Annotated in this window: 11 protein-coding genes and 1 pseudogene; 5 read left to right on the plus strand and 7 right to left on the minus strand. The window is 60.1% G+C overall.

Annotated features, from left to right (window positions below; all coding sequences use genetic code 11):
* Nucleotides 1-27: 27 nt before the first annotated feature.
* The 3 genes and pseudogenes from B7L15_RS10045 to B7L15_RS19815 all read left to right on the plus strand — a co-directional run.
* Nucleotides 28-426, plus strand: coding sequence for a 6-pyruvoyl trahydropterin synthase family protein (locus B7L15_RS10045; RefSeq protein ID WP_085918846.1), 399 nt, complete (start codon nt 28-30; stop codon nt 424-426).
* Nucleotides 423-2369 (plus strand): glycosyltransferase family 4 protein, encoded by a 1947-nt coding sequence (locus B7L15_RS10050; RefSeq protein WP_085918847.1) that lies wholly within the window; start codon nt 423-425, stop codon nt 2367-2369. Before B7L15_RS10045 ends, B7L15_RS10050 begins: the two co-directional genes overlap by 4 nt.
* Before the next feature lie 4 nt (nt 2370-2373).
* A pseudogene (locus B7L15_RS19815) lies at nt 2374-3252 on the plus strand (lysylphosphatidylglycerol synthase transmembrane domain-containing protein); the annotation flags it as partial.
* A gap of 48 nt (nt 3253-3300) precedes the next feature.
* On the opposite strand, the gene B7L15_RS19820 reads toward B7L15_RS19815, so the two are convergent.
* Nucleotides 3301-4140 (minus strand): RibD family protein, encoded by an 840-nt coding sequence (locus B7L15_RS19820; RefSeq protein WP_369596859.1) that lies wholly within the window; start codon nt 4138-4140, stop codon nt 3301-3303.
* A gap of 64 nt (nt 4141-4204) precedes the next feature.
* Between B7L15_RS19820 and ribA the strand changes: the two genes are divergently transcribed.
* Nucleotides 4205-5305, plus strand: a complete 1101-nt coding sequence (gene ribA, locus B7L15_RS10060) for a GTP cyclohydrolase II RibA (RefSeq protein WP_085918849.1) — start codon at nt 4205-4207, stop codon at nt 5303-5305.
* 57 nt (nt 5306-5362) lie between these two features.
* Here the strand turns inward: ribA and B7L15_RS10065 are convergent, their stop codons facing one another.
* Genes B7L15_RS10065 through B7L15_RS10080 form a run of 4 tightly spaced genes read right to left on the minus strand, consistent with a single transcriptional unit; the run spans nt 5363 to nt 10402 of the window.
* Nucleotides 5363-6130 carry a creatininase family protein gene (locus B7L15_RS10065; RefSeq protein ID WP_085918850.1) on the minus strand — a complete coding sequence of 256 codons (768 nt, stop codon included), beginning with the start codon at nt 6128-6130 and terminating at the stop codon, nt 5363-5365.
* 12 nt (nt 6131-6142) lie between these two features.
* Nucleotides 6143-6925, minus strand: coding sequence for an FkbM family methyltransferase (locus B7L15_RS10070; RefSeq protein ID WP_085918851.1), 783 nt, complete (start codon nt 6923-6925; stop codon nt 6143-6145).
* Nucleotides 6925-8913 (minus strand): glucans biosynthesis glucosyltransferase MdoH, encoded by a 1989-nt coding sequence (gene mdoH, locus B7L15_RS10075; protein ID WP_085918852.1) that lies wholly within the window; start codon nt 8911-8913, stop codon nt 6925-6927. The genes B7L15_RS10070 and mdoH overlap by 1 nt, the downstream gene beginning before the upstream one ends.
* Nucleotides 8906-10402 carry a glucan biosynthesis protein gene (locus tag B7L15_RS10080; protein WP_254902916.1) on the minus strand — a complete coding sequence of 499 codons (1497 nt, stop codon included), beginning with the start codon at nt 10400-10402 and terminating at the stop codon, nt 8906-8908. Before B7L15_RS10080 ends, mdoH begins: the two co-directional genes overlap by 8 nt.
* Nucleotides 10403-10545: 143 nt before the next feature.
* Between B7L15_RS10080 and B7L15_RS10085 the strand changes: the two genes are divergently transcribed.
* Nucleotides 10546-12216 (plus strand): alkaline phosphatase, encoded by a 1671-nt coding sequence (locus tag B7L15_RS10085; protein WP_369596858.1) that lies wholly within the window; start codon nt 10546-10548, stop codon nt 12214-12216.
* Nucleotides 12217-12277: 61 nt separating this feature from the next.
* On the opposite strand, the gene B7L15_RS10090 is transcribed toward B7L15_RS10085, so the two are convergent.
* Both B7L15_RS10090 and B7L15_RS10095 read right to left on the minus strand, forming a co-directional pair.
* A complete protein-coding gene (locus B7L15_RS10090) occupies nt 12278-13213 on the minus strand; it encodes a lysophospholipid acyltransferase family protein (protein ID WP_085918977.1) in 936 nt (311 codons plus the stop codon).
* A gap of 2 nt (nt 13214-13215) precedes the next feature.
* Entirely contained in the window at nt 13216-13623 is a 408-nt protein-coding gene (locus B7L15_RS10095; RefSeq protein ID WP_085918854.1) for a DUF4870 family protein, read from the minus strand.
* Nucleotides 13624-13657 lie beyond the last annotated feature (34 nt).

Consider the following 13657-nt stretch of genomic DNA (forward strand, 5'->3'; position numbering starts at 1 on the left):
CTAATACGAAATACGACAGGAGTGTTTATGTACCGCCTATGTGTCCGTGACCACTTTATGATTGCCCACAGCTTCAAGGGCGAGGTTTTTGGCCCCGCTCAGCGCACCCACGGCGCAACGTACGTGGTGGACGTTATCTTCCAGCGGCCGGAATTGGACGATGACGGCTTGGTCATCGATATCGGTTTGGCTGGCGATACCCTCAAGGCGGTCCTGGCAGGCTACAACTACCAGAACCTGGATGAGGTAAGCGAGCTGCAGGGTCATAACACCACCACGGAATTCATGGCCAAGGTGATTTACGATCAGCTTGGCGCCGCGATTAAAGCGGGCGAAATGGGCACGACGGCCCGCGGACTGACCCATCTTGAGGTCAGGCTGCATGAGTCGCATGTGGCGTGGGCAAGCTACGAAGGCGCGCTATGAGCCAGCGACTCAGCCTGCTGGTGGCTGGCGACCCGAACCAGCGTACCGGCGGCTACCTTTACGATGCCCGCATTGTCTCGGCGCTTCGTACACAGGGCTGGGCGATCGAGGTCATCGGGCTGGATGGGGCGTTCCCGGACGCCGATGCCACCGCGACCCGGGCATTGGCGGATGCATTGGCGGCCCAGCCCGATGGCGCAATGGTCGTCATCGACGGGTTGGCCATGGGGGCATTGCCTGACGTGGTAACCCGCCACGTGGATCGTCTGGCTATCACGGCGCTGGTGCATCACCCGCTGGGTGATGAATCGGGCCTGGGGGCGGATGATCAGCAGCGGCTCCACCAAAGCGAGCTGTGCGCCCTGGCGGCTGTTTCGCGGATTATCGTGACCAGCCACTTCACCGCCCGCCGCCTGTCGGTGCTGGCGGATACGTATGCGATCCCGCTCAAAGCGAATACGACCGTTGTTGAGCCCGGCGTTGAGCAGGCGCCAGTGAGCCCCGCCTGCGAGCCGGGTGAGTCACTGAACTTTTTGTGCGTAGCGACCTTGACGCCCCGTAAAGGCCAGGACGTGCTGATCGAAGCGCTGGCTGGACTCTCGGCGAGCCGCTGGCGCTGTGACTGTTATGGTGGCGCACGGGATGCCGAATTTACCCTGAGGTTACAGTATCTGATTGAATTTCATGGCCTTGAGGGTCAGGTTGCCCTGCATGGCGAGTGCGACAGCGACACCCTTGAAGCTGCCTATCAACATGCTCACGCTCTGGTGCTGCCTTCCTGGTACGAAGGCTATGGCATGGTGGTGACCGAGGCGCTGGCCCACGGCCTGCCCGTGATCACCACCACCGGCGGCGCCTTGCGCGATACCTTGCCCACCGGTGCCGGTTTAAGCGTTGAACCCGGCGACGTGGAAGCCTTGCAAAGCGCTATCGGGCGGTTCTGTGGCGATGCCGACCTGCGTGCTTCACTGCGCCAGGGGGCGATGGCGGCCCGCCAAACGCTCAAGGACTGGCCCGCCGCGGCCGAGGCGTTTGCCGGTGCAGTGGCGTCAACACCCAGGCCCCTGGTGTCGGGTAGCGAATTTGCCGCCTCTTGGCTGGCGCTGCGTGAGCCGGTGGACCACGGCTCCCGTTCCCAACGCCTTGTCACCCTTGCCGACGAGTGGCTGTCGGCCTGCCCTACGCCTCATCGGCTGGTGGATCTGGGCTGTGGCCGGGGCAGCAATGTTCACTTCCTGGCACCCCGACTATCCGGCCCGCAAACCTGGACCCTGCTCGACCACGACACCACCTTGCTTGGGGACGCCCGGGCGCGGGTGATGACGTTGCGGGATATAAACGGACAGCCGATCGCTGCCGACACAGAGACGGCATCGTTCGCCCGTCTCGACACCCCTGCATTGAATGGCGCTCACCTTATCTGCGCTTCGGCACTGCTCGATTTGGTCTCGAAGTCCTGGATTGATCAACTGGTTGCCCATTGCGCTGCGCATCGTCAGGGGGTGCTCATGGCGCTCAGTGTTACCGGTGAATGGTGGTTTACCGACCGTCATCAACGGCCGGTTGCCGATGACGAAGATCAATGGGTACTCGATCTTTTTCGTGCCCATCAGCAGCGGGATAAAGGCCTTGGCGATGCCCTCGGCGGTCGCGCACATGCCACTCTTGCCGCTGCCTTCAAGGTCGTTAATTACCGCGTTGAAGAAGCGGATACGCCGTGGCAGTTATTGGCGGATAACCCCGATCATCAACCACTGATGACGTCATTGATTGATGGCTGGGCATCGGCGGCCGAGGAGCACGCGCCTGATGCCGCTGGCCGCATTGCCGACTGGGCGGCAATGCGTCGCCAGGCGGTCGCCAGCGGTGAGCTGGGTATCTGGGTTGGCCACCGTGATCTGCTGGCCGTGCCCAAGGAAGCGCAATTCCAGGGGGAAGGGTAACGCCATGGCCAATCCTCAGTGGTGGCAGTCCCCGTGGCTACGTCGCGTAGCCGTCAGCGGCTTGTTGCTGGTGGCCGTGGCACTGTGGGTTGACCCCCAGGCGATTGTCGCGCAGGTACAGCGCCTGTCACCTGGTTGGGTGCTGCTGGCGCTACTGATTAGCGTGGGTCAGGTTGTTCTCAGCGCCTGGCGGTGGCAGCTGACGGCAAGGTTGATCCAGGTACCCATGCGCTTTGGCTACGCGCTGCGTGAGTACTACCTGGCCTTGCTGGTCAACCAGTTATTGCCGGGTGGGGTATTGGGCGATGCGGGGCGTGCCCATCGGCATGCCAGACAATCCGCCTCCAGGGGGCGCGCGTGGCGCGCGGTGATTATCGAACGGGTCTCGGGCCAGGTGGCTATGGGGCTGCTGACGCTTGTGGCGCTTGCGCTGTCGCCACTGTGGCAGGCAGCGCTCGGCTGGCCGGTGTGGTTATCCATCGGCGTCGCAGGGGTGCTGGCCACAGGGTTTATCTCGGCGCTTGTCGGCCTGGCACGTAAAGGGTTGATTCACCTGCCTGGCTGGTGCCTGTCCGTTGGCCGGGATATTCAGCGTGGCCTGTTTACGGCTGGTGTCTGGCCTCTTCAATTATTGTCCTCGCTGACCATTGTGCTCAGTTATGGACTGGTCATGGTTTGCGCAGCGCGGGCGATCGGCGTTGAACTGCCGGTGTTGAGCTTGCTGGCCCTGGCGCCGGTGGTGTTGCTTGCCATGCTGGTGCCTTTCTCGGTGGCCGGTTGGGGCGTGCGTGAAGGCGCCGCAGCAGGCGTTTGGGTAGGGGTGGGCTTGCCCGCCGCCGAGGGTGTGGCGGTGTCGCTGGCTTATGGTGTGGTTGTGCTGTTGGCCAGCCTGCCGGGCCTTTGGGTGGCCTTCGGCCGACGCCATGCGGCGCTACCCCCCGAAAGTGGCCGGGCGCAGCAGGACGTCGAACAGGGTGTCTTCTCCACAACGGAAGGTTCGCAGCGCGGGGCGCAGCGCAGTGTCCAGCGTTTCGATGGGCGTCATCTGCAAGCCGGGGCGCCCCGAGCCGATCAACAGCGGTGCGACAAGCAAGTGCAGTCGGTCTACCACGCCTGCCTCGATAAATTGCGAGACGGTAACCCCGCCGCCCTCGACCAGTATCCGGTGCAATTGGTGGGTGCCGAGCAGTTCAATGACATCGCAGGGCGCAAACTGGCCTCGGTCATTCAGTGGCAGCACGCAGCGCTCTACGCCCGCGGGCGGGTCGGTAAGCGAGGCATCTGGCCCGACCACATGCAGCGTGGGCGCCACGCTGGTTCGAAACAGTTGCCGATCCATCGGCACGCGGCCACGCGGGTCAAGCACAACGCGGGTGGGGTGAACGCCGCTAACGTGGCGCACGGTCAACTGGGGATCATCGGCCTCGGCGGTGCCAGCACCGATGACCACGGCATCGGCAAGCCCCCTCAGCCGGTGCAGATGCACAAGGCTCGCCCGACCGTTGATGTAGTGGGAGTGACCGCTCTGGGTGGCGATCCGTCCGTCCAGGCTTTGCCCCAACTGCGCCACCACCCACGACACCGTCGTTGCCAGGGGCGCCAGACTGCTCGCCAGTTCGCTGGCCATCGGCTTGTCATCATCGAGGGACTGTCCTGCCAGCAGGCGCTGCCAAGTCGCGTCCGGGATGACGTCAGCGTCGGGGCTCAATCGATTCGTACGTTCCATGGAGTCGGGCATGACGCCTCCGTTCGGGATCAATCGTTGCATCATGCGGTGCACGGCGACCCGGCGCAAGCGCCACTCGTCCGTCACGTCAGTCAGCCAGGAGGCTTCTATGTATCACATTGAACGCGCCATCTTTGATATTCGACGAGGGCTTCCCGTGGTGGTGAAGGCGGGAGAACAGCAACTGCTGGTTCAGGCTTTGGAGGGCGGCGAGTCGGTGAATGAACTGACCCGGCTCTCAGGCTCGCGCCCTTCGCTGGTATTGACGCGCCACCGTTTGGAAGCCATGGGTGTGTCCATCACCGCGGATGCTGCCTATCTGCCGTTGGCGGCCCAGATGGACGAACGTGCCCTGCACACGCTTGCCGTTGCCCAAGTGGTGCCGGGCCAGGCACCGGCCCTGCTAAGCGGCTTGCAGCCAGCAGGTAGAGCCGAGCGGGGGGCTGTCGCGCTGATGCGCCGGGCCTTGCTAATTCCGGCGGCATTGATTGCCGAAGTCAGTGAAAATGCAGCCGACGGGATCGCCCAGCAGTTGGCGAAAGGCGAACTGCTGGCGGTCGATGCCAGCGATGCCGAGACTTGTGTGGCCGGCGCACCCGGTATGCTCAAGCGGGTAAGCGAAGCCCGCATCCCGTTAGAAGATGCCGCCGAGAGTCGGTTTGTGCTGTTTCGTGAGCCGGATGGCCTGCGTGAGCATGTGGCCGTGGTCATCGGTCGGCCCGAGGCGCACACCGAGGCCGTGCCGCTGCGGATGCACTCGGCGTGCCTGACCGGCGACCTCTTTGGCAGCCTGCGGTGTGACTGTGGCGAGCAATTGCGTAATGCCGTCGCCGATATCGAGGCGATGGGGGGCGGAGTGCTGCTGTATCTGGCTCAGGAAGGCCGTGGAATCGGCCTGGCCAACAAGCTTCGCGCCTATACCCTGCAGGATGATGGTCTGGACACCGTCGATGCCGACCAGATGCTGGGTTTTGGCGATGACGAGCGCGATTACGCCGTAGCGGTCGATATGCTGCGAGCGCTGGATATTTCCCGTGTGCAGCTACTCACCAATAACCCATTGAAAATGCAGGCACTCAGCGAAGGCGGTATTGAGGTGGTCGCTCGTCAGGCATTGTACGGCCGCTTGACCGACCAGAACCATCGTTACCTCAATGCCAAAGCCACCCGAGCTGGGCATTTTTTGGAAGATGTATTAAGCAGTAAGTAATCACTAGCAATTAGTAAGAGGCAAGTTGTAAGAGATAAACCGCTATCACCAAGCCTTTTAAAGTGGTGGCAGGTTGGCGGTTTCCGCCACGACCTGGGCGAGTAGACGGGCGTAATGATGAATCAAACGTGCGCCCAGCTCGGCCGTCGCTGGGCGAGCATCGCCTGATACCCCCTGGCGGCTTAAATCTTCCGCCAGCCAGGCGAAAGCGGCGGCACCCTCTGGTCCTACCAGGTCATCGTCTTGAGCATCAGCCGCTGAGGGCGCTTGATAGCCCTCCAACTGAACCAGCGTGGGCGCCAGATGCAACATCATGGCGGTTTCCAGTGCGCCACCGTGCAAGCCTTTGCGCAATTCATCGGGGTCAATGGCGCCTTCAAGCGGTGGCAGGCGGGTGTAAGTCGCCTTGACCACGCGCATGTTGTGACGGCGGCGCAGCGTCAGCGCGGCCAGATCCATCACGGCCTTGTTGCCGCCGTGGCTGTTGATCAATACCAGGCGCTGAATCCCCGTTCGAGCAAGGCTGTCGCCGTAGGCTTCCAGGGTGGCAATGGCGACCGGTGCAGGCAGGCTGAGCGTACCGGGGTAGCTGGCATGCTCATCGCTTGCACCAACGGCGATCGGCGGCAGGCAGATCACTTCCAGCGACGGCGATAGTTGCTCCAGCATTGCGCTTTGTAGACCCTCACCAATGGTCAGGTCCGTGGCTAACGGGAGGTGAGTGCCGTGCTGTTCAACGGCGCCAAGTACCAACACGGCCACTGGGTCGCGATGGGCAACCTCGACTAACTGAGGGGCGGTAAGTTGCTGCCAGTGGTGAATCATGGGGTAACGTGCCTATGGAGTATTCAGGAGGTGCGGGTGGTCTGAGCGGCAGGCGTAAAGGTCGCCGGAGGGCAGGGCGTCTGCTCCGTCGTTCAACCATTGGCGAATCGCCTCCGGTGTTTGCCATTCTTTCCAGCGAAAATGGCGCTGTTCGCCGACAACGATATTGTAGCGATAATCCCCCAGGCGGTTTAGCAGGTCGACGCATTCATGGCTTACCTTTAGAGCACCTGTTACAAATTCTACCGATAGCGCTACGACGGGATAGCTTAGCCCGGCCAGTACCTCGGCTTCAAAGCCTTCCACATCGATCTTGATGAAACTGGGCTCGCCGTAGTCGGAAATGAGTTGATCGAGGGTGGTGACGGGAACGCTCAGGCGTTGCTCCCAGCGTACCTGACTAAAGCCCGCATTGCGTTGGCCGATCTGCTCGCGCCATTCGCTGGCGAGTGTCGAGAGGGTAGGGTTGGCGTTGCTGATGGCAATCTCGGCAACGCCCTCTATGGAGCCTGCCGCCACCGGCAGCAAGGTGATGGAGGGCGTTTTTATCATGCGCTTGAACCACTGGGCGAGAACGGGCTGCGGCTCCAGGGCGATCACCCGGGCGCCTAGCGCGTGAAAGGCGGCACTTCGGTCACCCAGGTGGGCGCCAATATCAAATGCGGGTTTACCCGGCACAATGAACGGCTGGTAAAGCCGTTGAAGCCCCCGCTGACGCCCTGGACGCCAATAGATAAATAGCGAGCGGGCAAGCCCGCTCGCTTGACGAAGCCGCTGGCAATACCCGTGCTTCATTAACTGGGCTCCTTAATGGTGGCTGATGATGTGACGAGTGCCTCGCGATCAAAGTACTTGAACGACTGGCAGGGCATTTCGCCCACGCGCTCAGCAAGTAGTGGCACCAGCGGAAAATGTCTCTGGGTGTCGGGCGCTTGTGGACAGACGTCGCTACTTGCCACCAGGGTTTCAAACTTATCCAGCAAAGGGGGTTTCAATGCAATACTGGGCGTTTGCAGTAGCCCCAGGCGATGGAGAACAACGCCGCCCCAGGTACCGCTGCTGGAGTATTTGACCAACGGTGCGGCGCCAACCAGCCCAAGCCAAGCAGGGGTTAACCAGCCAAATGCTGTCGGTGAAAAGGCCATCATTACCCCCGCCCAGAGTAGCCCGCTGAGGGTCATCCAGCCGGTGTGCTGCCAGGTTTCCCGCCAGCTGAGCGAGCGCTCGCCACGTGGCTGTGTTTGCCATTCAATGGAGCGACCCAGCAATACGTTGATAATGAACAGGCTGTGCCAGGCCATCATCATTGGGGCGATCAAGGCGGCAAACAGCATTTCCAGACAGGTGCTCGCGAGCAGGCGTAGCCGCCCCCCAAAGGCATAAGGTGTTTGCCAGCAAGCTAGCCCTAACCCAAGAAATTTGGGTGCTAGCAGCATGCCCAGGGTAATCGACAGCAGCCCGAGCGAAAGCGGTTGGGGAAGCGTTTTGCCGGTGACATCGCCAAGCACATGATAAGTCACCAACACGCTGGTGCAGAGCAGCAAACCCAGCCATACAAGCGACGATAAAAAGGCAAAGGCGCCATAAAAAAAGTGCAGCCGGCTAAGCGGGTGAAAGCCTGCCCCGCTCAACAGCCGCAGGTGTTGTAGGTTGCCTTGAAGCCAGCGACGGTCGCGTTTTGCAAAGTCGAGTAAATTGCTTGGCATTGCTTCGAAGCTATTGTGGGATGCGCTGACGTAGGGGTCATGCCGCGAAACCGACGTGGTCATGGTGGTGTCCAGCAGCACCTGCCAGCCGCCGCGTTTAAGCAGGGCAGCCTCGACAAAATCATGGCTGAGTATCTCGCCGCCAAGCGGCGGCTTGCCGGGCAGCGTGGGCAAGCCCGCATGATCCATGAACGCTCGTGTGCGGATGATGGCGTTATGCCCCCAGTAGTTGGCCGTATCGCCCTGCCAGAAGCTTTGGCCGGCCGCGAGCATGGGGCTGTACAACGCTGAAGCAAATTGGGTAAAGCGGCCAAATAGCGTCTTTTGGCCTACCGGCATTGGCACCGTCTGGATCAGGCCAATGCCTGGCTGGCGCTGCATTCGCTGAACCATGCGTAATAACGTCGCGCCACTCATCAGACTATCGGCATCCAGCACGACCATGAAATCGTAATGCCGCCCCCAGCGGCGGCAGAATTCGGCAATGTTGCCCGCCTTGCGGCCTTGGTTGTTGGGCCGCCGCCGGTAGTGAATGGCAAGCTCGCCAGCAAAACGGTGCTGCAAAGCTGCTACGTGGGCTTCCTCTATCCGAGCTTGCTCAGCGTCCTGGGTGTCGCTGAGCACAAAAAACTCAAAATGCTCGCCTAACGGATGTGCCGCCTCATTTGCGTCTTTATCGCCAAGCGAGTGCTGCATAAGCGAGCGGCAGGTGGCTTCAAGGCCGGCAAAGGTAGGCACTGGCGGCTCGGCGTAAATCGGCATGACCACAGCCGTCCGGCTTACCAATAGCCGTGCGTTGGGAATTTCGTGATTGAGCCTGCGCAGGCTTAGTGGGTCAAGTTTCAACGCGCATACCACAAAGCCGCATAAGGCGTTCCAGAATGCCAGCGCGATCCAGGTAAACGTCAGCGCAAACAAAACGAGCATTGATATCTGCCAGCCCAATGCAAGGCTCGATGTAACCCGGTACATGGCAGCACACCCAGCGACACTCGATGCCAGCACCGCGATGGCCAACAACGCACGGCGTGTTTTCAGCCAGGGAATCGAGGGGACCAGAGGATCTGTATCAATCATCGGGGTACCACACATAGTTCCAGGTCTCGCTGACGGGCTCACCTTCAAGGGTTAGTCGTAGTCGGACATCGCTGGGTTGATCGTTCGCGGGTAGCCGGAAACTTGCCCGCCAGCCACCGTTCGGCAGCGCGGTGACCTGAGGCAGCTTTATGTCGCCTTTTCGGTTGCTGATATCCAGCTCAACGGGCTGGTCGGTGGCGATTTCGCCAAGTTCGCCCCCCTGGAAGTCGACAATGAACTGGCGCTCGCCTTCATTGGTTTCCTCCGTTTGCCCTGGCACTTCGGCGCGGCCATGACGGGTGCGCACCACGCGGCCTAATGCGTGGTTTTCAGGTTGCGAATTGAGCGTATAGGTCTGGTAGTGCAGGCGACGGGAATCGCCAGCTTCCATGGGTTCTTCGGCGACCCAGTAGGCAACGATATTGTCGTGGGTTTCGTCCGGCGTGGGGATTTCCACCAGTTCAACGTGACCCTTACCCCAGTCCTCGAGGGGGGTGACCCACTGGCTGGGGCGCCGGTGATATTGCGCTTCCGTGTCCAGGTAGCGGTTGAAATCACGCTCGCGCTGCATCAGCCCGAACCCTTGGGGGTTGTCGTCGAAAAAGGATGAAATACGCACGTTGTCTGGGTTGCTCAACGGCCGCCAGATCCACTCGTCGGTACCGGTTTGTATTAGTAGCCCATCGGAGTCGTGAACCTGTGGGCGATAGTCATCCGGGCGTTCGCGACTGGTTTCACCAAAGGTGAACATGCTGGTCAGTGGGGCAACCCCTAGCTTGGCGATGTTGTCACGCGCAAACAGTGCCGCTTCGACCTCTACGCGCGTCTTGTCACCGGGTTGGATAACAAAACGATAGGCGCCGCTAAGCGAAGGGCTATCCATCAGGGCAAGCAGCTCGACCTGGTCGGCGTCCGCGTCGGGTTTGTGTAGCCAGAACTCGCGAAACGCCGGAAACTCCTCGCCGTCGCTTGACGCGGTATCAATGGCTAATCCTCGAGACGATAAGCCGTAAACCTGGTCGCGGCCGACCAGCCGGAAATAGCTGGCACCCAGAAACACGGCAAATTCATCGGCATAGTCATCGCGATTCAGGGGGTAATGCAGGCGAAATCCTGCGTGACCGCTGCCGGTGAGGTCGTGGTCAAGTAACGCACTCGCCGCGCCGTCGTAGGAAAAATCATCTGTGGAGAAGGACAACGGGGCAACGTTGCCGTTTTCAATAACATTGATATTAACAGGCGTCTCGAACAAAAAACCGCTGTGGAACAGTTGCACGCTGAAAGGGCTGTCATCTCGCCAGTAGGCGTTTGAGGGATCAAAGCGAATTTGCCGATAGGTGTCGTAATCGATGTTGCGCAACGGTGCGGGGAGGTCACCCTCTGGCGATTGGTAAGGTGCGTCGGCCAGGTCTCGTGCCTGTGCAATCACGGCTTGATAGTGGGAGTGTTGATCAGCCATTGCTGGAAGTATGGCCAGCGAGGTGATCATGACGAGCAACCTTCCTTTCATGTAGTAGCGCATAACGATGATGTCCTTTCAGCTGCGTGTGCTGTCTGTCCTCTACGTTGGCTTATCTTCTACCACTTCGTGCAATTTTTAAACAATAGTTATACATTTAGTCAGTAAAGTACATGTCGAGTTCGTTTACCAGCATGGTCGTGATCATGCGACGATATGGCGCTCGCCCACTTCAACTGGCAACGGATGGCAAGCCTGCAATGCGTCGATTATGGATAGGAGCGTTAGCGCTCAATATAGGCTTGGTGGCCCCACTTTGGTGGCGCTATGGCGATATGTCAGGGAACCTGATCGCCTGGGAAGCTTGGCTGGTAATGCCACTCATGCTGCTCATGCCCCGAGGAAGCTTTCGCTTGGGGCTTGGCATTGCACTGGCAAGCTGGCTCATCCTGGCCACGTTGATCAACCTTGGGGAAGCGGCGACTTACACCGCCTTTGGTCGACCGTTAAACCTGTATCTCGACACGCCGCTGCTGGGCTCCATTTACGACTTGCTCGTGGGTAATGTAGGCCATATTTGGGCACTTTGCGCAATAGTCGTGGCGACGACATTGCTATTGCTACTGGCACTTAGCGTGTTCAGGCTGCTGTTGCCGGGTGAAGGTTACCCGCTCAAGGGAAGAGCCAAAGGATGGGCATTCGCAATGCTGGTGTGTGCCAGCCTGGGTGCAGGATTGGCACTGAGCGGCAAGTCCATCCTTGGGCGTGACAGCTTGCCGGTGGTTAACGCGACCCATGTTCAATGGGGGCAACTGGTCACTACCCATCAGGCCAAACAGGCTTTTGTGCAAACGCTTGAGGCAGCGCCTATCGAGCAGCGCTCACTCAGCGGTCTGGCAGGGCGCAGGGTGTTGATGACGTTTATTGAATCCTATGGTGTTACGGCACTTGAGGACGAACGCTATCGTTCTGTCCTGGCGCCTACCTTAGACGAGATTGAGCGGCGGCTTGCCGATCGGGAGATCAACGTCGTATCGGGTCTGCTCGAATCGCCGATCCGTGGTGGTCAATCCTGGCTGGCGCACGCCACGGCATTAAGTGGTTACACCATCGATAACCAGCTGTGGTACCAGTTGTTGTTAGACAGCGATGCGACCACGCTGGTGGATGACTTTCGGGCCACCGGACAACGCACGCTGGCCGTGATGCCGGCGATTACTCAGCCCTGGCCGGAAGGCAGGGCCTACGGTTTTGACGAACTGGTGGTGGAGAAAGACATTGACTACCAGGGACCGCCGCTGAACTGGGTGACGATGCCAGACCAGTTTACGCTGGCCTATACCCAGCGAGAGTTACTGGATGATTCGCCTGTCTTTGCGCAGCTGGCGCTGATTTCAAGCCACGCGCCGTGGACGCCGATTTTGCCGGTATTTGATGATTGGTCCAGCATTGGCGATGGCAAGCTGTTTGCGCCCTGGGAAGAGGCGGGTGATCCGCCGGAAGTCTTGTGGCAGGACATCGAGCGTATCCGCGACCATTATGCCTGGTCGGTCGACTACTCGATTAAAACGGTCGGCCGCTGGGCCGAGCGCGTGGCGGACGACAATACCATGCTGATTGTGTTGGGCGACCACCAACCGGCACCGTTGATTACCGGCGACGATGCCAGCGGTGCAGTGCCCGTCCACATTATCAGCGGCGACCCGGCCTTGCTGACGCCGTTTCAGGCCCGAGGGTTTGTACCCGGCATGTGGCCGACGCCGGAAAGTGACAAGAGGTCAGCCGAGCTGAGTCAGTTGCGGCGCTGGCTGCATGCTGATTTTACCGAAAGCAATACCCGCTGACCCCTCGAGCCAGCCTGTGGCTGGTTATAACCCGCGACGGCAGTTGGCACGCCAACCAAGCTTAGTAAATCCGGTAATCGCGGAAGTTGGCCAACTGCTGCTGCTCCTGAATGGTTTTGCGGTAGCGCTTGTATTCCCATTGATACTGGGCGGGGGCGAGGGCAATAGCGGCTTCGACGCTGGCATTGACGCCGGTGGCTGACTGAATATCGTCTGGGTCGTAGACGCGCTCGTCGGCGTCAAGAAAGTGAATCTCAAACCCTTTTCCAGGCACCCGCAGGGCGATCCCCGTCACCACGCGGGCCTGGGTACGCGCTACCAGTTTAGGCAGCAGCGTGGCCGTGTAGGCATCGCGGCCAAAAAACGGTGCGAAGACGCCACTGCCCCAATCAGGCTCTTGGTCGGGCAGGATGCCGATGGCTTCGCTACGTTTGAGCGCCTTGAGGAGCGCCGCAACCCCGCGGGGGTTGGTGGGGACCAATTGCGCGCCCATGCGCTCGCGACCCTGCCGAATAACCGGGTCAAGTGCGGCCATCTTGGGGGGCTCATACATGGCGGTGAACGGAAAATGGTTCGACAGCCAGAAATTCAGCACTTCCCAGTTACCAAAATGCGGCGCCAGTACAATCACGCCGCGTCCTTCGCTGCGGGCGTTATCGAGTTTATCGCGACCATGCACCGCCAGAGTGCCCAGCGTCACTTGTTCGGGTTCGGCCATCCACGCATGACCAAGCTCCAGCATGGTAGCTGTGGAGTGACGCAGGCTGTCGTGGGCCAGTGTCTTGCGCTCCTGGTCGGACAGCTGTGGGTAAGCGACCTTGAGGTTTGCGTTGGTAATACGCCGTTCACGACGGCTCAGCCGGTAAACCTGGGGGCCTAGCCACGCCGCACATCGCCACAGCCTGCCCAATGGCCAGCGTGAAAGATAGCGCCAAAACCAACGTATCGCGTTGGCTTGAGACAAACGCTGACTTGACGCCGCCATCTTCTGAGGCATTTTCAGATCAGCCAAGTGTTGACGTTAGAAGGCGCGCGTTGCTCCTGCAGCCCTTTAAAGCCTTTAACACAGCGCACAATGAGCCATACGGCCAGTGCCAGCATAAGCAGGAACCCAATGCCGATGATGGCCAGGACCAAGCACAGGAACCCGTAAACCAGGCCTATCCAGAAAGTGCGAATCTGGTAACGGTAGTGTTCATCCAGCCATTCAGGGCCTTTGCCTTTGTAGACGTAAGCGATGACGACACCGACAATCGACGTGAAGCCGAGGATAAAACTGGCAAGATAGAGCGCATAGACCACCATCGCCATGGTGGTGTCGGGCTTGCGCTGGTGTTCAGCTGCGCCCTCAGGCCCTCCGTTGACGACGGTTCCTTCAGTCGGCGTGTCCTGGCTACTGTCTTGCATAACGTTTCCTTTTCCGTGTTTTTAGAGTGACACT

Source organism: Halomonas sp. CSM-2, from assembly GCF_002119345.1.
Classification (GTDB): Bacteria; Pseudomonadota; Gammaproteobacteria; order Pseudomonadales; family Halomonadaceae; genus Vreelandella; species Vreelandella janggokensis.